The sequence below is a fragment of the Streptomyces sp. NBC_01142 genome, from assembly GCF_026341125.1.
Lineage (GTDB): Bacteria > Actinomycetota > Actinomycetes > Streptomycetales > Streptomycetaceae > Streptomyces.
This window is the reverse complement of sequence record NZ_JAPEOR010000004.1, coordinates 65350-81320: the sequence shown is the minus strand read 5'-3', so window position 1 is coordinate 81320 and position 15971 is coordinate 65350. Positions and strand designations below refer to the sequence as shown.

Annotated in this window: 22 protein-coding genes and 1 pseudogene; 16 read left to right on the top strand and 7 right to left on the bottom strand. The window is 68.3% G+C overall.

The annotated features are described in order from the left end of the window. Positions 1-33 precede the first annotated feature (33 nt). Complete coding sequence (locus OG883_RS42975; protein WP_266553670.1) at positions 34-156, bottom strand: hypothetical protein; 123 nt, start codon at positions 154-156, stop codon at positions 34-36. On the opposite strand from OG883_RS42975, the gene OG883_RS42970 reads away from it, so the two are divergent. The 4 genes and pseudogenes from OG883_RS42970 to OG883_RS47145 all read left to right on the top strand — a co-directional run. After that, entirely contained in the window at positions 155-289 is a 135-nt protein-coding gene (locus OG883_RS42970; RefSeq protein ID WP_266553667.1) for a hypothetical protein, read from the top strand. The two genes, OG883_RS42975 and OG883_RS42970, sit on opposite strands and share 2 nt — an antisense overlap. 193 nt (positions 290-482) lie before the next feature. Continuing rightward, positions 483-659 (top strand): hypothetical protein, encoded by a 177-nt coding sequence (locus OG883_RS42965; protein WP_266553656.1) that lies wholly within the window; start codon positions 483-485, stop codon positions 657-659. 281 nt (positions 660-940) lie between these two features. Beyond that, the gene (locus tag OG883_RS42960; protein WP_266553653.1) at positions 941-1267 is read left to right on the top strand and encodes a hypothetical protein; all 327 of its coding nucleotides are present in this window, start codon (positions 941-943) and stop codon (positions 1265-1267) included. 290 nt (positions 1268-1557) lie between these two features. After that, positions 1558-1944, top strand: a pseudogene (locus OG883_RS47145) (site-specific integrase); the annotation flags it as partial. A 358-nt stretch (positions 1945-2302) separates the two neighbouring features. Here the strand turns inward: OG883_RS47145 and OG883_RS42955 are convergent. Then, a complete protein-coding gene (locus OG883_RS42955) occupies positions 2303-2767 on the bottom strand; it encodes a hypothetical protein (RefSeq protein WP_266553650.1) in 465 nt (154 codons plus the stop codon). Positions 2768-2809: 42 nt separating this feature from the next. Between OG883_RS42955 and OG883_RS42950 the strand changes: the two genes are divergently transcribed. Both OG883_RS42950 and OG883_RS42945 read left to right on the top strand, forming a co-directional pair. Then, the gene (locus OG883_RS42950; RefSeq protein WP_266553648.1) at positions 2810-3586 is read left to right on the top strand and encodes a hypothetical protein; all 777 of its coding nucleotides are present in this window, start codon (positions 2810-2812) and stop codon (positions 3584-3586) included. After that, positions 3583-3999: a hypothetical protein gene (locus OG883_RS42945; RefSeq protein WP_266553646.1), complete on the top strand. Its 417-nt coding sequence runs from the start codon at positions 3583-3585 to the stop codon at positions 3997-3999. Before OG883_RS42950 ends, OG883_RS42945 begins: the two co-directional genes overlap by 4 nt. A gap of 45 nt (positions 4000-4044) precedes the next feature. Here the strand turns inward: OG883_RS42945 and OG883_RS42940 are convergent, their stop codons facing one another. The 4 genes from OG883_RS42940 to OG883_RS42925 form a co-directional block, all read right to left on the bottom strand. Further along, positions 4045-4329, bottom strand: a complete 285-nt coding sequence (locus OG883_RS42940; protein ID WP_266553643.1) for a DUF6087 family protein — start codon at positions 4327-4329, stop codon at positions 4045-4047. A gap of 12 nt (positions 4330-4341) precedes the next feature. Further along, positions 4342-4575 carry a hypothetical protein gene (locus tag OG883_RS42935; protein ID WP_266553640.1) on the bottom strand — a complete coding sequence of 78 codons (234 nt, stop codon included), beginning with the start codon at positions 4573-4575 and terminating at the stop codon, positions 4342-4344. A 289-nt stretch (positions 4576-4864) separates the two neighbouring features. Further along, on the bottom strand, positions 4865-5710 hold the full coding sequence (locus tag OG883_RS42930; protein ID WP_266553637.1) for a hypothetical protein: 846 nt from the start codon (positions 5708-5710) through the stop codon (positions 4865-4867). Between the two features lie 26 nt (positions 5711-5736). Next, complete coding sequence (locus OG883_RS42925; RefSeq protein WP_266553634.1) at positions 5737-6066, bottom strand: hypothetical protein; 330 nt, start codon at positions 6064-6066, stop codon at positions 5737-5739. A gap of 78 nt (positions 6067-6144) precedes the next feature. Here OG883_RS42925 and OG883_RS42920 point away from each other — a divergent pair, with 78 nt between their 5' ends. The 3 genes from OG883_RS42920 (at position 6145) to OG883_RS42910 (ending at position 8315) form a co-directional block, all read left to right on the top strand. Next, on the top strand, positions 6145-6729 hold the full coding sequence (locus tag OG883_RS42920; protein ID WP_266553631.1) for a hypothetical protein: 585 nt from the start codon (positions 6145-6147) through the stop codon (positions 6727-6729). 75 nt (positions 6730-6804) lie between these two features. Continuing rightward, positions 6805-7557, top strand: a complete 753-nt coding sequence (locus OG883_RS42915; RefSeq protein ID WP_266553628.1) for a nucleotidyltransferase domain-containing protein — start codon at positions 6805-6807, stop codon at positions 7555-7557. A 353-nt stretch (positions 7558-7910) separates the two neighbouring features. Continuing rightward, positions 7911-8315 (top strand): hypothetical protein, encoded by a 405-nt coding sequence (locus tag OG883_RS42910; RefSeq protein WP_266553625.1) that lies wholly within the window; start codon positions 7911-7913, stop codon positions 8313-8315. Positions 8316-8883: 568 nt separating this feature from the next. Here OG883_RS42910 and OG883_RS42905 read toward each other — a convergent pair. Next, a complete protein-coding gene (locus OG883_RS42905) occupies positions 8884-10206 on the bottom strand; it encodes an XRE family transcriptional regulator (RefSeq protein ID WP_266553622.1) in 1323 nt (440 codons plus the stop codon). Positions 10207-10541: 335 nt separating this feature from the next. On the opposite strand from OG883_RS42905, the gene OG883_RS42900 reads away from it, so the two are divergent. The 7 genes from OG883_RS42900 to OG883_RS42870 are packed head-to-tail and all read left to right on the top strand — an operon-like array spanning position 10542 to position 15944. Continuing rightward, entirely contained in the window at positions 10542-10952 is a 411-nt protein-coding gene (locus OG883_RS42900; protein WP_266553619.1) for a 6-carboxytetrahydropterin synthase, read from the top strand. Then, positions 10949-11692, top strand: coding sequence for a 7-carboxy-7-deazaguanine synthase QueE (locus tag OG883_RS42895; RefSeq protein WP_266553616.1), 744 nt, complete (start codon positions 10949-10951; stop codon positions 11690-11692). Before OG883_RS42900 ends, OG883_RS42895 begins: the two co-directional genes overlap by 4 nt. Positions 11693-11748: 56 nt before the next feature. Then, positions 11749-12393: a GTP cyclohydrolase I gene (gene folE / locus OG883_RS42890; RefSeq protein ID WP_266553613.1), complete on the top strand. Its 645-nt coding sequence runs from the start codon at positions 11749-11751 to the stop codon at positions 12391-12393. Then, complete coding sequence (locus OG883_RS42885) at positions 12393-13211, top strand: hypothetical protein (RefSeq protein WP_266553610.1); 819 nt, start codon at positions 12393-12395, stop codon at positions 13209-13211. Before folE ends, OG883_RS42885 begins: the two co-directional genes overlap by 1 nt. Continuing rightward, the gene (locus tag OG883_RS42880; protein WP_266553607.1) at positions 13208-14278 is read left to right on the top strand and encodes a hypothetical protein; all 1071 of its coding nucleotides are present in this window, start codon (positions 13208-13210) and stop codon (positions 14276-14278) included. Before OG883_RS42885 ends, OG883_RS42880 begins: the two co-directional genes overlap by 4 nt. Positions 14279-14300: 22 nt before the next feature. Continuing rightward, a complete protein-coding gene (locus OG883_RS42875; RefSeq protein ID WP_266553605.1) occupies positions 14301-14987 on the top strand; it encodes a thymidylate kinase in 687 nt (228 codons plus the stop codon). A 36-nt stretch (positions 14988-15023) separates the two neighbouring features. Further along, positions 15024-15944: a DUF2797 domain-containing protein gene (locus OG883_RS42870; protein ID WP_266553603.1), complete on the top strand. Its 921-nt coding sequence runs from the start codon at positions 15024-15026 to the stop codon at positions 15942-15944. Positions 15945-15971 lie beyond the last annotated feature (27 nt).

The window sequence follows — 15971 nt, the reverse complement described above, 5'->3', positions numbered from 1 at the left end:
TGGCCCGGGGCGGGGCGGCGGGGGTCGCGACCGTCAGCGGCTGCGGACGATGTTCTCGGCCTGGGGTCCCTTCTGGCCCTGCGTGATGTCGAAGGACGCCAGCCTCGGTAGCTGCTGCATCCCGGCCGCATTCACTTCCAACACCGTCGACGCCATGGAGAAGACCTCGACCGACAGCGACCGCCTCGCGGAGATCGAGGCCCGCGAGCAGGCCCTGCCGCGCAGCGGCTGGCAGCGTCAGTTCCCGGCCCTGTCCACAGGTGGCTCGCTGCAGGCTCCTGGTTGGTAGGGATCTCAACGGCGGAAGCGCCGCGGCAACTTCTACGCGTGGCGGTTCAGGTCGGTCTGGGCCTTGCACCCGAGCGCCGCTGACAGTGGGGCGTCAGGTGCGGGCCCGCTACCCGACCTACAACAGCGTCAACCGGCCTGCCCTCACTCACCGACCTCTTCAACCAGATCAACGCCTGACCGGAGGACCCGACATGTTCTGCATCATCCGCACCAGCGTCAACCGGCAGCTCAACCAAAGCATTACCGAACTGCATGACCGGGCCGTCACCGCCGAGAACCGCATCGCTCAGGCCCTGGAACTGCTCGAGGGCCAGGACACCGCGCAGGCTAATCAGATGCGCGCTCTGCTGAAAGGGCACCAGCTGTGACTACCACCGAGCCGTCACGCCGTCATCAAGGCCCACGGATCGCCTTGCGGCCACGTCCACGTCCACGTCCGGTGATGACGTGTATCCGCCCGCCAATCTCCGACGCCGTTTACGACCCCAGCTTCGGCTGACTGCTTGCGGCGGCAGTTAAGCCGCTGGGTGCGACGGCGTAGAAGCCCCGTGGCCCAGTTCTGCGACGGCGGCCCGACTTCGAAACGGAGCAGGATGTCCAACCCCTCGCCCAGATCCACCGACCCATACGCGCCAAGACCATCGGAAACTTGCTCATCAAGAACAGCGGCGGTCAGCTGCAGCGCCGCCGGAAGATCGGTGTCGGCCGGACCGGTACCCGCTCGCCGCGATGCTCCGGCTTCCGCGCCAACCAGCGGTACTCCGCCCTCGTGCACGTCCACTACGTCCACGACGAGGGAGACGACGCTCCGACCAGCGAGCGCATCGAAGCCGTGCGACATCGCCAGATTCAGAGCCTGCTGCAGGCGCTGCTGTGCAACGACCTCCTGATCTTCGAGGGCACCGGTGGATCGTCGCCCGACGGCAGCCTTTGCGCCCACCGCCCCATTCCGCCTGCCGGGCGAGCGACCGCATGAGCCCCCGCCAGTTCTCATGGAATGGGGTCCGTGTGCCTTTCATCGCGTCCTGGTCGAGCGAGAGGGTTCGTCCGGGCGCCATGGTGTTGCGGCGTGGTGTCGGCGGCGACGGAATCGGCTACGCGGACGAGTGCAGCAGGGCCGACCGTCGAAACGGCACGCTGTGGATCAGGGTGCCGGCCACGCGCGGGCGTGGGAGGCCGTTTCTCGCTGGCGTGCACGCGCTGCGCCAACGGCAAGCCATTTCCCTATAGCCTCCGCGTGTTGAAGGGCTACAGGAGGGGTGGCGCGTGGATCGGTGGCGGGTGTTCTGGGTGGGCTCCGATTGGGGCGACGAGCGGTCTGGCGCCCCGTATGTCGAGGGCGCCGGAGTCGGTCTGCGGGTGGGTGATCCCGTTTTCGTGGCGCCGGACTACCGAATTGATTCGGGGCTTTGCCGGTACGGCCAGTCTGTGACCTTCCGCCGGTACACCGGGGAGACAAAGCGGAATTACGCCACCGATATCACGCTGCTGTTGACGTTCCTGTGGAGCCGTGGGCGCCACTGGACTGACACCCGCTCCAAGGACCTGGATGATTTAGAGGATTGGCGGCTGAGGGCACAGCAGAACCCGCAGCGAGTGGGCGGATCGAAATGGAACCGCGAGTTGTCCGCGTTCTCAAGCCTGTTCAGGTGGGCGAGGAAGCAGCGGTACATCTCTGAGAACCCGGTGGCGATGCGGGAAGTCTCGGATCCCAACGGCGTGATCCGGGAGGTCCCCGCCGGTCTGACGAAGGTGGCGTCGGCGAGGATGCACTGGCTGACGCCTCGATCGTGGCGGTTGTGGACCGACATCGGGCTGAGAGGCCACACCGCGAACGGGCTGCTGGAGCCGGGGTGGTTGGGGCGGCTGGAGGACCGGAACACAGCGTTCACCCGATTGCTGGTCTCCTCGGGGCTGCGCCTGCAGGAGGGCGGTTCGCTTCTGACGTTCGAGGTGCCGACGACACGGTTGCGCAGCAGCCGCTACTGCCGGGGGCAGGTCTCTGCCGCGGTTACGCGGGCGAAGGCGACGAGTCGCCGGCCATCCGTGGCGCAAGGCCATCGACTACAACGAGGCCATCGCCCTGCGCAAGCATCTCGTCGCAGCGGCGTTCATCGTCTGCTCGTACTTGACCGGCGCCCGCCCCCAGGAGGTGCTCGGCATGCGGTCGGGCTGTTGCCGGGAGCCCAGCCAGGATGGGAACCCGGGCCGCCATCTGATCCGCATCCATCCGGAAGACGTTGCCGATGACCCGGGAGAAGACGGCAATGATGGTGACGAGACTGAGGACGCCAGCGAGCCACACCTTCTGATTCGCAGCCACCACTTCAAGACCGCCACCGACCCCGACAGCGGAAACTACCACCCAGCCGAACGGCCGGTTCCCTGGGTCGCCATCACTCCAGTGGTCAACGCCATCCGTGTCCTGGAACGCATCGTCCCAGAGGGCGAATTGCTGTTTGGCTCGGCCATTCACAATCCCTCGTGCGCGCACCTTCGCACCGGGGCACTGGGGCAGTTGGCCGTCCGTGAGCGGATCGAGGAGTTCGTGGCATGGGCGAACGACGAGGCCACGGCCCAGGGGCTGCCCGGCGAGGTGATCCCGCCCGACGCCTACGGCGGTTTCGGGCTCGCGCGCTTCCGCCGAACGCTCGCCTGGCACATCGCCCGCCGCCCCGGCGGCCTGGTAGCCCTGGCGATCCAGTACGGGCATCTGCGAACCGCCTTGGACCGGGACGAATCCGGTCGCTACGGCAGCCGCAGCCGCCGGGGCATCCATGATCTGGTCGACGTTGAGACGGCCCTGGCCACCGCTGACGCCGCAGCAGACTTGCACGAGCGCTTCCAGGACGGGGAGGGGATCTCCGGTCCGGCCGCCCGCCGGGCTCTGCTGGAAGCATCGACCGGTCCGCTGTTTCGCGGCGCGTTGGTCAAGGCCGACTTCGCCCGCAAGCACGTTCTCGCCCGCCGTCACCTGGCCCGTGACGGCGGCGTCCTCTACGACAACCCGCACGCGCTGCTGCTCTGCCTCTACAAACGCGACCGAGCCTTGTGCGAGCAGGATGGACAGCATGACGCCCCGAGCCTCGACCGGTGTGTCGCCGGCTGCGGCAACACCGTCCGCACCGACCAGCACGCCGCCCTGCTGCGCGAGCGCGCGTCCCACCTGGAGCGCAAGGCCGCGCGACTGCCCGGCCCCATCGGGGACCGGCTTCGCCGCAATGCGGGAAAGCTCCGCAGCTGGGCCGACGAGCACGACCGCACCCGATTCACCCGTCAGGAGACCACCGCGTGAGCCCCGCACTCGACGAACGCGACCGCATCCGCGCGGCGATGGCCCGCATCCTCGACGGCACGCCGGAACGCTCCAACGGAGCCTTGACTATCGTCGCCTTGGCCGTCGAAGCCGACGTCCCCCGAAACGCCTTGACCCAGCGCCACCTCGACCTCAAGAACGACTTCTACGAACGCGTCAAGGCACGCGGCGGCACCCCGGACGTCGAAGCAAGGCTCCGCAAGAGAGTCGTCGAGCTGAAGAAGACCATCGCGAACAAGAATGACGAGATCACCCAACTCAGGGCGGACGTCCAGGGGTTCCTCGCCGAGAACACCAGACTCACACTGGAGAACCAGGAGCTGCGCGACGTGCTCAGCGGCAACAAAGCCAACGTGACCCCGCTACGTCCCACCCCGAACCCTGACCGCTGACGCTTCGCGGCCCGCAGCGTTGGCGCCGGCCCCAAGCCGTGCCGGTTACTGCCGGGGTTCCGACTCGGCCTGGGCCATCCATGCCACCGCCGCCGCGAGTTCGGATGCCGTCCCGGCGGGGACGTAGGTGAAGCCGTCCCACTCCTCCAGTACGCGCGGCTCGTCCGGCCGAAGGTGGCCAGCGCCACCATGTACCGGCCGGTGCCGCCGGTAGATGTCCATCGGAGGCCGGCGCCGCTTGTTGTACGCGGCCAGCGGGTCGCCGGCGCCGACGTTCGGGACGGCGCGCGACGGCTGGTTCGGTGGCCCGGGTCGGGAGTGCTTGCCCATGGCTCGATGGTCTCAGGCCGCGACGGCGGTCGGCCGGGCCGCGGCGAGATCCGCCGCGCGGGCACGCACCTCGTCCACCGCGGCGGTCTTGTACGGGCGGGCGGCATCCAGCAGCGTGTTGAGGCGTGAGACGACCAGGGCCGAGTCGACGCGGGCTGCCTCGTCCAGTGCCTCCTGGGCCGACGTGGCGCCCTGCTCGGCCTCCCCTTCGGCGAACAGCGCGGCGGCCAGGCCGACGCGGTCCATGACCTTCACCCGCTCGAAGCCGGGCCTGCGCAGCGCGAGAGCGTCGGTGAAGTGGATGTGTGAGCGGTCACGGATATCCCCACGATCGTGATCTCCAGCGTCACCGAATTCCCCACCTGGTCACGCTCGTTGACGGGCCGCCCGACTCCTGAGTTTGGGGCTGGACAGTGCCCTCAAGGGCGCCTTCGGCGGCGCTCCGCGCTGGGCATACGCCCACCCTTGACCGCCCTGACCAGCCCTAATGATCGGCAGCTATCGAGCGGCCCGAGAACCCTGGCGCCTGTGGGGATCACGGAGCAGCTCCGCCGTTCGCATGGGGACGAAGGCGCCACCTCCACGATGTCCCTGGCCCATTCCGTGACGTTCCAGATGGGGAATACCGTGACCGTTCACAGATGCTCGCGGGACTGCGGGGGCGGCCGATCCCGGCGAGATCGCGGGCGGATACCGCGCGGGCGCCAGCGTGCTCGGCGGCGTCGAAGTACGCCACCCATTCCGGCACGTCCTGACCGAGTCCGTCGGCCACCAGTTCGTCAGCGCTACCGAGGTACCGCTCGGCTTCGCGCTCGTCGCCGAGGGCTGCGTGTACCCGCCCGGTCTGGGAGGCGACCAGCGCCTTGACCGCGGGCAGGTTCGCCTTCGCCGCGGCCACCCCGAGCAGGCCGAGTGCTGCCGCTGCGGCCGCCGCAAGCACAAGGCCGGCCACTGGCCCGACGGATACATCTGCCGGACATGCTCGGACCGAGCGGTGCGGAGACGGGGCATTTGCCCGGGATGCGGCCAGGACCGGGCCCTTCCCGGTCGCCGCCCCGCCGACGGCGCCGCGATCTGCACGACCTGCGCCGATTTCTCCCAGACCTTCGACTGTGCACGCTGCGGCTTCGAAGGGAAACTCCTGGGCGGGCGGCTCTGCGAACGCTGCACGCTCGCCGACCGGCTCACCGCCCTCCTGGACGACGGCACCGGCCGCGTCCGTCCCGAACTGACCCCGCTGTTCGACCTGCTGGTGGCGATGGACAAGCCCAGCAGCGGCCTGGCCTGGCTGGCCCTGCGCCACGATCAGCCGGGAAACGCCTCTGAGCGACTGCGGCAGCTCGGCCTCGGGCAGATACCGCTGACCCACGACGCCTTCCACGAGCTCCAGCCCTGGCGGTCAGCCGCTCACCTGGAAGAACTCCTGATGACAAGCGGGGTCCTGGCGCCGTCGACAAGTACATCTGCTCCTTCCAGCGCTGGCTGCCCGGTCATCTGGCCGACATCGCCGACCCCGAACACGCGAAGACGATCAAGCTCTTCGCGACCTGGCGCGTCCTTCCCCGACTGCGGGCACGAGCCGACCGCAGCCACATCACACCCAGCATCCGCCGCTTCGCCGCCGAGCAGATCAAGTACGCGACCGCCTTCCTGCAATGGCTCGGCGAGCGGAACACCTCCCTCGCCTCCTGCAGCCAGATCGACATCGACGCCTGGTGGGCCGAGAACAACGAGCACGGCCGCAACTGTTTGAGGTCCTTCCTCAACTGGGCCATGCAGAGCCGCCGTTGCCGACGCTCCCTCTCCATACCGCCGATGAAAGCCACCCGACGAGCCGCGCTGAGCGAGGACGAACGCCTGGACACCCTCGGCCGGCTGCTGACCGACCCGGACATACCGAAGAACCTCCGCGTCGCCGGCGTCGTCGTGCTCCTCTACGCACAACCCCTCACCCGGATCGTCCGGCTCACCGTCGACGACGTGGTCCACGACGGAGAAGCAGTACTTCTCATGCTCGGGGAGCCGGCCTCACCCATCCCCGAGCCGGCCGCTTCCCTGCTGCTGGACCACATCGCCGACCGCGACCACATGAACACCGCCACCAATCAGGCATCCCCCTGGCTGTTCCCCGGCCGCCGGGCGGGCCAGCCCTTCCGCCCCGACCACCTGTCCGCACTCCTCAACGGGATCGGTGTCCCAGTAGCTGCCGCCCGCGGCGCCGCCATCCGACAACAACTCCTTGAGATGCCCGCTCCCGTCGTTGCGGACGCTCTCGGCTACCACGACAAGACCACCACCCGCCTGCTCAACGAGACCGGGGGGACGTGGAGCCGATACGCCGCTGGAAATCACACACGGGCACCAGCAGGCTGGGTTCCACGACGAACTGGTGACCGTTGATTACGAGAGCGCACCAGCGAGTTTCGCCCAACCATTCCGCCTTGATGTTTCTCGTCATGTGGCCAGACTGTCCCCATGGCAGATCAGATCACCGAGCGGCTCCTCGACCGCTTCGTCAGCGCCCTCCGGCCAGTCGTGCCGCTGGTCTCAGCCTGGGCACACGGGTCACTCGCCGGAGGCGACTACCAGTCGGGCCGTAGCGACCTCGACCTGATCGTCATCCTCGGCCGACCGTGTACGGCAGTGCAGGAACAGCGACTCGGTGAGGTGCACGAGACCTTGGGCAGTGTCATCCCCCTCGCGTCGAAGCTGCATTGCAGCTATCCCGCGCTCACCGAGTTGGACGATCCTCTACGTTCGCACCTCACGTGGGCTCATGAGGAGCTGATGCACCGGCCGGTCACACCGGTGACCAGGCGCGAACTGCACGACTTCGGACTTGTCCTGTACGGCCGGCCACCCGCTGACCTCCTGCCACCGGTGACCGACAGGCAGCTCGCTGATTTCATCGTTAAAGACTTGCAGAACTTTTGGCGGCCAGCTCTGGACCATCCGGAGCGGTGGACGCGCGACATCTGGGTCGACCTCGGCTTGCTGACCCTGGCCAGAGCAACAGTGACCTTGCAGGACGGCAAGCTGATCACCAAGGCCGAGGCTCTCGACGTACTCGCCGAACTGGGTGCCCCAACGGCTGTCGTGGACGACATCAGGCAGCGCCGTTACGGCGCTCCCGGTCCCGCCAACGAGCAGTGGATCAACCGACGGGCAGAACTGACGCTCGCCTTCCTCGGGCCCGCGATCGACCAGGTTGTCACTGCTTCCCCCTGACGAACTGACGAAGCGCATGCGCCAGTAGCCGCCGACACTGCCATCAGTTCGTAATCACCGGCCGGCTGGCCAGCCAGCATGAGAAGCCTGCCGGCATACCCCTTGGTGATCACACAAGGTCACTGTCCAGACCACCGCAATGGAGAACTCGCGACAGTTGAATACGCGAGCTCACCAGTACCAGGGCCACAGTGCACGGCTCGTGATCCGTCGATTCCTACGTACAACGACCCTCATGCCGTTACAGACGAGGCGAGGTCGCCCCCGCCGCGAGTTGCCGCCAGCTTCCGACCGCGAGGGGACCAGTGCCAGCCGTACCGACTGCTCAACATGCTGACTTGCCAGGGAAGGCGATGAGCCACATGCTCTGCCAGGTCTGCGGCGAGAGCACCTTCGGCAGAAGCGACGGACGCCATCTCTTCTTGGCGCGCGCCGCGGACGGACAGCAGATTGCCGAAGGCGAGAAGACAACGACACCCCCAGTACACGAGGACTGCGCTGCCGAGGCCGTGCGGGACTGCCCGCACTTGCGGAAGGGCTATACCGCGTCGCTCGTGGAGTTCGCCCCGGCCTGGGGCGTCGCCGGCATCGTGTACGACCCCAAGACCCTCAAGCCTCTGCCCTGCGACGACGGGCTCACTTTCGTGTCGTACGGAGACTCGAGGATCCGATGGACCCTCGCCGCACGTGACGCCGTCGCCCTGCAGGGCTGTACCGCCGTCGACCTGGACGAACTCGTGGCTCGCGCCGCGGCCTAGATGACCGCCCGGCGGGCCAGCTGCTTCGGCCCAGCCCGTTGGGCGGTGCAAGCCCTCGGCGCGGGGTGAAGGCTTCACGCCCCGTCCCGCGAAGTGCGACCCCTCGTCGGGACACAAAGTGCACGCTCTCAGCCACCCTCGGTGCGCACCTCTCACGAAGGGCAACCCGGTGAATAGCCTCCTTCACGTGGACGCCGCCCGGCACCAATACGGTGATCAGATAGCCATTGGTCGCAATCGCCTCGCCCGACAGGAGAGCGCGGCGGTCGGCACACTGCTGGGCATGCTGTGAACTTCCCCTTCGGCACGCCCCTGCTCTGCCGTGCTCGGCGGGACGCTCCCCTGTCGGGCGCGGTGACCAGCCCTTCACCTGGCGCTCCGCCTCCCCCGTAGCGGGCGCCGGGTGAAGGTGACCGCATTGGACGAGAGCTGGCCGGTGATCACCATGCCTGCCGCTCCTGCTGTCCCCAAGACCAGTCCGCCACACTGTCTTGGCTTGCCACTGAAGGCGCTGGTGTCCATCACTGAGGTTTCACCCTGCGGCTTCAGCAGGGTATTCGGCAGGCAATCAGGCAGCGGCCATCACAAGCAGTTCGGGGACGCCCTGGGCAGCGGAGTAGTGGCGGAAGCGCGGGAGAAGGTCCTCCACCAGTTGTACGCACCGGGGTGCGCCGATGCGCTGTGCGAGCTCCAGCGACTCCCGCGCGGCGGCCGCCGCCAGCTCAGGTTCGCCCAAATTGAGATGGCTGTCTGCCCGGTACGCGAGAAAGACACCGCGGGTCTTGTTCCGAGCGGCAGGAAGGAGTCCCTGGCCTTCACCGATGAGCTGGTGAGCACGGGCGGTGTCGCCGAGGTCCAGAAGGCATTGCCCGGAGTCGACCGCGAGGTCCGCTTCGGACAGCCACGAGCACCACGCCGGCACAGGTCGGCCGGAGGCCGTGCCCAAGAAGTGCTCGGCTGCGTCCAAGGCACGCAGGGCCGCCCTTTTCTCACCTTTGGCTGCGTGGGCTCGTGCGAGGCGGAGCTGCAGCAACGAGCGGGCGGCGGGGTGCTCGGTGCGGGTGAGGGCGTGTTCGAGGATTCCAGAAGCGGTCTTGCTGTCCTTGCGCCAGGACGCTTGATAGGCCAGGTCGCCAAGGAGTCCCGCACCCATGTCGTGGTCACCGCTGGCGTGGGCGCTGTGGAGCCCAGCGACCCAGTACTTGGCGGCAACGGGGTGGTGGCCGAGGTCGAACCGGTGCCATGCCACGGTCTGGGCCAGGCGCGCGGCCAACGTGTGAAGCCGCAGGCCGATGGCCGGGGAGTAGCGGCCGTTGGCAATCAGATCGGTCACCGTCGACAGATGGGCGTCCAGGAGCGGTGCGGTGTGCTGTCGCTGCTCGGTGGCCAGGCCGGCGAGCTTGGCACTTGTGTCTTCCAGCAGTTCTACTACCTCGTCACCGACCGGCTTGCCCATCTGGGCCTGGGCCAGGGCGTGAGTGTCGCTGGTGGCCCACGTTGCGGCCAGGGCAGTGAGGGCTGTGCCAGAGATGGCGAGAAAGGTTCGGCGCGATTCCATGGCGGTGCTCAGGGCCTCTCGAAGGGCGGGAACAGTGCTGGCTGGACCGAGCGGGATCACGCCGCCGTCGATCCGGGTCCGGGGCAGCCAGTTAGGCCAGTCGCCGGGGTCCACGGCGTCGGCCGGAATGCCGAGGGCTTCTGCGATGTAGGTCTGGGAGTCCCGGTCGGGTGTGACCCCGTGGACTTCCCACTTCCTCACCCGTTGTTTGTCCACGCCCGAGCGCAGCCCCCGTCGCAGCGCTGCGGCACGGACTTCGCGGGCCAGGTCGACGCCGGTCATGCCCCGGTCGGCTCGGGCGTGGGCCAGGGGGTGGCGGTTGGGCTCGTCCACGCAGTCATCCAATCACCGAGCGTACTTAGCAGCGTAGCGGCGACGGCAGCGGGACTACCGCGGGACTACCGGCAACTCCTAGATCGAGTAGGCCAGTTGACCGACACTCGATCTACTGAGCGAGACGGCTGGCCGCCGCTTCCCGCGGTGAGTCTCGGCCGACGGCGGGTACTGGCAGCGCCCGCACCGCCAGGTCCATCCGTAGCCGTAGCAACGCTCCACGTGCGAGCAACACCTGGCCTCGGGCCTTTCCTCCCGGCGGCCACCAGACCCGTCTCTTGCGACGGTCCGGAACGTTCCCGGCCGTGCGCATAGCCGATCTGAAGGGGGAGTCCATGGACTTCAGCTCTGTAGTGCTTCCGCCCGGCACGTTCACCATCGGCAAGCTGTTCGACTTCGAGGCGGGGCATCGGCTGCCCGGCCTCCCGTCCGCGCACAAGTGCTCACGGCAGCACGGGCACAGCTACCAGGTCGAGGTCACCCTCTCCGCCCCCGCACTGGAGGGACCGGGCTTCGTCACCGACTTTGGGGACCTCACGCCGTTCAAGAGGTTCCTGGACACCGAGCTCGACCACCACAACCTCCACGAGGTCCTCCCCTTCGAACCCACCTCTGAGCGCCTGGCCCAATTTCTGGCCGGCTGGTTCATCCACAACGTCGAGCCGGACATCCCCGGCCGGCTGGTCGCGGTACAAGTCCGCGAGACGGACCGCAGCTGGGCCCGCTTCGACGTGGAGCAGCGATGACGGCCGCGGCCACCGGCAAAGTGGCGATGCGGGAGGATGCCGATTCTTCTCTGATCGTCGCCGAGTGCTTCGGGGTCACCCAGCCGACGTTCCAAGGAGAAGGGCCGAGCTGCGGGGTGCCGGCACTGTTCATCCGCCTGTCCCGGTGCAACCTGACCTGCGGCTGGTGCGACAGCCGATTTACCTGGGACTGGAAGAAGTTCGACCTCCGCAAGGAGTCGAAGCGGCGGACGGTGGCGGACCTGCTTGCCTGGGCTCTCGGATCGGACGTGGAGCTGGTCGTAATCACCGGCGGCGAGCCGCTACTCCAGCAGGCGTCGGTGATACCACTGGTGCGCGGGCTGCTGACCGCTGGTAAGCGGGTGGAGTTCGAAACGAACGGCACCGTGCTCCCAGATGCGGCGCTGCTGGTCGATGGTGTCTGCTTCAACGTCTCGCCCAAGCTCGCCAACTCCGGTGTCGCCGAGGTCAAGCGGATCGTGCCGACCGCGCTGGAAGCACTCGCGTTGAGCGGGCGGGCCGCCTTCAAGTTCGTCACCCGCACCGTGCCAGAGCTCGACGAGATCGGGGCGCTCGTGGACCGGTATGGCCTCGACCCGGTGTACGTGATGCCGGAAGGCACCACGGCCGAGGGCCTGATCGCGACCACCCGGGTGCTCGCGGACGCCGTCGCGGCCCGCCGCTGGCACTTCACCCAGCGCCTGCACATCCTCGCGTTCGCCGATGCCCGTGGACGCTGACTCACCCCCCTTGCTCGGCCCCCTGTTCCCAGACCTCTGGAAGCGAGGCAAAGTCCATGACCCATGCCGTCTTCAGCCCGGCAGCCGACCACATCCCCGCGTCGCCGACGCGTCCCGGCCGGGTCGTGCCGGAACCGGTCGACGCCGAACGCGTCGCCGATCTCGTCGTCCAGCTCCTTTCGGCTCTCGGTGAGGATCCCGGGCGAGAGGGCCTGGTGGACACACCGGCTCGCGTCGCGTCCTGGTGGCGCACCTTCTTGTCCCCGGACCCCTCGGCTGCAACCACGTGCTTCACCGAGACTCAGCTGAGCGGGCAGTTGGTCGTGGTCGGCGGCATGAGCGTCTGGTCGCTATGCGAGCACCACCTGCTCCCCATGAACTTGGATGTCGCCGCCGGGTACGTAGCCGACGGCAACGTGGTGGGCCTGTCGAAGTTCGGGCGGATCGCGCAGCGGCACGCCGGGCGCCTGCAGGTGCAGGAACGCTTCACGCGGCAGGTAGCCGACGAGATCTGCGGCGTCATCGGCGGCCAGGACGTTGCCGTCGCCGTCCGGGGTACGCACCTGTGCATGAGCATGCGGGGGGTGCGGATGGAAGCCGCCCGCACCACCACGCTGCAGGCCACCGGCCGGTTGCAGACCGATCCGGCGCTCTCCCGGCAGTTCCTCACCCTCGCCACTGCCCAGTGGAGGGTTGCGTGATGGCCAAGAGCATCGACGTGTCCGTGATCGCCCCGCCCAACTACCTGGACACTTTCGTCGCCCAAGAGCCCGCCCGCGTCCACCACGTGGCCGCCCAGCGGGTACTGACTGACTCCGCCTACCGCGCGTTCTTTCGCCGCGAGGCCACGCGCGGCGCAGAGATCATCGTCGACAACGGCGTTTTCGACCTCGGCCACGCCCTGCCGGCCGCCGATCTCATCGCGGCAGCTCGCGCGGTCGACGCGCGGGAGATCATCCTTCCGGATGTCATGCGGGACGGGCCCGCCACCATCAAGGCCAGCGACGAAGCAGCCCGTGCGATCCGTGATCTGGCCGACGGCTTACGCCTGTGCGCCGTCGTGCACGCCGCGGACGACGAGGAGTGGCTGCGCTGCTACGACCACTTCGCCTCCAGCGACTATGTCGGCGCGATCGCGCTGCCCGCCTCCCGGCGACCCGCCCCCGAGGAGCAGCTGTGCCGCACTCGGTGGACGGCCACTCGCTACCTCGAAGACCGCGGCATGGTCGAGGACCGGATTGTCTACCGGCTGCTCGGCCTGGGCCGGACCGGGCACCTCGAGATGGTCGAGCAGCGCGAGCACGAGTGGATCGCCTCCGTCGACGGCGCCGCCCCGGTCATTCTCGGCGCGATGGGCATCGCGATGCTGCCCGGTGGGCCGTACGACAAGCCCAAGACCCCCCGCATCGAGGACCTCGGCCCCATCCCCGAGGACCGGTTCGACCTGATCAGACAGAACATCGCCGTCGTACGCGAAGCGGCGGGCAGCAGCGTGCGGATTCCGGAGGCCCGCTCATGAGCGTTCTCCCCGACCCGGTCATGACCGGCGGCGCGCCCACGACGCTCTTGGCTTCGCCGATCGCCGTGGTCGGGCACACGATGGGTCCGAAGAGTCTGCTGCGCTACCTGCAGATCAAGGTCCATCACCTCATCCAGGAACAGCCCTGGGACACCATCCGCGTCGTCGGCGGCTACGACCGCACGTGCACCATCTCCAGGCACGAGAAGACGGGAAAACTGTTCAACCGGGAGCGTCCCACCGCCGAGACTCGGGGCCGTGAATTGCTCATCAAGTGCTTCCCGGGTGTCGACTACGTCCACCACTACGGACTGATCCTCGCCACCTACCTGGCCATGACCGGCAAACGGGATGACAGCATCGTCGCCTACGAAGTGCCCGACCCGGCTGTGTGCCATGCAGCGGTCCAACAGCTCGACCTCGAGCTGGACGGCGACCTTGTCATCGTCGGCTGGGGCCTTCAGCACCTCGCCCCCGCCGGCGGCGTGTGGACCCGCGGCCCGGGCTACGCCTGGCAGCGCACTACGCTGCACGGCCGCCGTGTGGTCTACCTCGGCTTCCTGCACAGCATTTGGGGTGACGTCGCCGGCCGTGTCGTCGGCCGACTGGCCGAGCTCGGCGCACGGGACGTCGTCTACGTCGGCAAGGTGGGGGCCCTGACCCCCGAGATCGGGCCCAACACGCTGCTCGCCACCGGCAATGCCAGCCTCGTGGGCGATGTTCTCATCACGTGGGACGACTTCTTCGGCACGTTCGCCGCCGCCCAGCCAGGCGTGCACACCGGGGTCCACGTGACCTCGCCGTCGATCCTGCTGGAGGACCGGGACTGGCTGGCCAAGCACGCCGAGCACGCCTTCGTCGACCCGGAGATCGGCCCCATGGGGGCGGCCGCGTGCCACGCGGGGATCGGATTCGGCTACCTCCACGTCATTTCCAACAATCTCGCCCGCCACTACCCGGCGGACCTGTCCAATGAGCGTCACCGCGAGGTGGTCCGACGGCGCGCTGTCCTGGTCGGCAGGATCCGCGACATCATCGCGGACCGCCTGGCCGCACACCCCAACTGACCACTCACGGAGGAACACGACCATGACGGTCACACCACACGCCAAGCGGGGACGAATCATCACGGTCACCGGCATCGACGGCGCTGGCAAGTCCACCCTCGCCGCCCGCCTGTACCAGGCCCTGACCGACGCCGGTCACCCCTCAATTCTGGTCGGCAAGCACAGCACAGAGGTCTCCATGGATCCGGAACTGTCGGCCTACGTCGACCGCCTCAACGAGCTCGTGTACCGGCGTGATGCGCGTGTCGCTCAGGCATGCGGTGACCACTACTGGTTGCTGGCGCTGGCTGCTTGGTACTCCCTCCAGGACACGCTCGTTATCCGGCCAGCACTCGCCGCCGGCACCCACGTGATCCTCGACAACGCCCAACACAAAATCCTCGCCCGTTACGCCGTCAACGAGAGGGTCTCCACTCGGCTCGCCGAACAGGTCTTCGCCCACCTCACCGAACCCGACCTGGTGTTCTTCCTGCGCATCGGCGCCCGCGAAGCCCTCCGCCGCAAGGGCGAGTTCACCTCACTGGAGACCGGCCACTCCGGTGCCGAGGACAAGGACTTCATCCGCTACCAAGACAGCGTCTTGGCCCAGCTGCGCGAGCAGGAGCAGTGCGGCGGATGGCTGTCGCTGGACGTCACCGGCATGGACCGCGACACCGTCTACAAGACCGCCTCCGAGGCTCTGGCCGACCGCCTGCAGCTCACCATCTGACCCCGACCCGCACCCCACACGACGAGGAACACACCCATGCCAGCGACCCCGCCCCGAGACGGCGAGCATGTGTGCCACGGCGTCACCTGGGCAACCGGAGACCCAAGGCTCCTGCTCGCCCCCGCGCCCGGCGGGCCGCTGGCCCACGCCGAGATCATGAATCAGCGCCTCGGCTACCAGGTGAGCGGTACCGGCCGGTGGTGCACCGGCCGGTACCAGTTCGCCGACACCATCCGCGTAGAGCCGCTCGCCTGTCCCGACCGGGCACCGGCCGTGCAGAGCGGCCAGTGCGCCCGGTGCGCCGGCCAGGACGACTTCCGCTTCGCCCACCAGGTCCACCAGGGCGGCCACGCCCCCCAAGCCCTCCTCCGGTACATGGACCAACCACACTGGCTGTACCTGGCCACGTTCGCCGACGGCACCACCAAAGTCGGCACCGCGGCCGAACCGCGCAAACGCTCCCGCCTGGACGAGCAGGGCGCCCTGGTCGCCACGTACCTGGCCAAGAGCCCCGACGGACGCACCGTCCGTCACCTCGAAGACGCCCTCACCCGCCGCCTACAGCTGACGCAGACCATGCGGGCCACGGCAAAACTTCAGGCGCTTGCCGACCTGACCAACCTGTCCCCAGTCCGCGCCGCGCACGACCAGGACGTCGCCCGCGCCGCCGACGCACTCGCCGAATTGAAAATCCCCCCGGTGCTCGAGCCATGGGCCCCGCCCGCCGAGGGCGACCGCCTGCGCACCAGCATCAACCGGGTGCTCTACCCGCACGACCCTCGCCAGGGCGACCACGGCTTCATGCCCCTCTCATGCATCGGCAGCCAGATCCTGACCGCCCTCAACAGCGACGACGACGCGCACTACGTGCTCGACCTCGGTGCACTGAAGGGCCGCCGCATCACCCTCGGCCCCTTCACATCTGCCGGCACAGCCGTCCAGGCATCCCTGTTCTGACCCCAAACCGCGGCCCGGCCAGCCGGG

Bases quoted from the DNA above. Each gene is read 5' to 3' on its own strand.
- OG883_RS42970 (WP_266553667.1), top strand. From the start codon at position 155: ATGGAGAAGACCTCGACCGACAGCGACCGCCTCGCGGAGATCGAGGCC.
- OG883_RS42975 (WP_266553670.1), bottom strand. From the start codon at position 156: ATGGCGTCGACGGTGTTGGAAGTGAATGCGGCCGGGATGCAGCAGCTA.
- OG883_RS42965 (WP_266553656.1), top strand. From the start codon at position 483: ATGTTCTGCATCATCCGCACCAGCGTCAACCGGCAGCTCAACCAAAGC.
- OG883_RS42940 (WP_266553643.1), bottom strand. From the start codon at position 4,329: ATGGGCAAGCACTCCCGACCCGGGCCACCGAACCAGCCGTCGCGCGCC.
- OG883_RS42935 (WP_266553640.1), bottom strand. From the start codon at position 4,575: ATGGACCGCGTCGGCCTGGCCGCCGCGCTGTTCGCCGAAGGGGAGGCC.
- OG883_RS42920 (WP_266553631.1), top strand. From the start codon at position 6,145: ATGAAAGCCACCCGACGAGCCGCGCTGAGCGAGGACGAACGCCTGGAC.
- OG883_RS42915 (WP_266553628.1), top strand. From the start codon at position 6,805: ATGGCAGATCAGATCACCGAGCGGCTCCTCGACCGCTTCGTCAGCGCC.
- OG883_RS42910 (WP_266553625.1), top strand. From the start codon at position 7,911: ATGAGCCACATGCTCTGCCAGGTCTGCGGCGAGAGCACCTTCGGCAGA.
- OG883_RS42900 (WP_266553619.1), top strand. From the start codon at position 10,542: ATGGACTTCAGCTCTGTAGTGCTTCCGCCCGGCACGTTCACCATCGGC.
- OG883_RS42895 (WP_266553616.1), top strand. From the start codon at position 10,949: ATGACGGCCGCGGCCACCGGCAAAGTGGCGATGCGGGAGGATGCCGAT.
- folE (WP_266553613.1), top strand. From the start codon at position 11,749: ATGACCCATGCCGTCTTCAGCCCGGCAGCCGACCACATCCCCGCGTCG.
- OG883_RS42885 (WP_266553610.1), top strand. From the start codon at position 12,393: ATGGCCAAGAGCATCGACGTGTCCGTGATCGCCCCGCCCAACTACCTG.
- OG883_RS42880 (WP_266553607.1), top strand. From the start codon at position 13,208: ATGAGCGTTCTCCCCGACCCGGTCATGACCGGCGGCGCGCCCACGACG.
- OG883_RS42875 (WP_266553605.1), top strand. From the start codon at position 14,301: ATGACGGTCACACCACACGCCAAGCGGGGACGAATCATCACGGTCACC.
- OG883_RS42870 (WP_266553603.1), top strand. From the start codon at position 15,024: ATGCCAGCGACCCCGCCCCGAGACGGCGAGCATGTGTGCCACGGCGTC.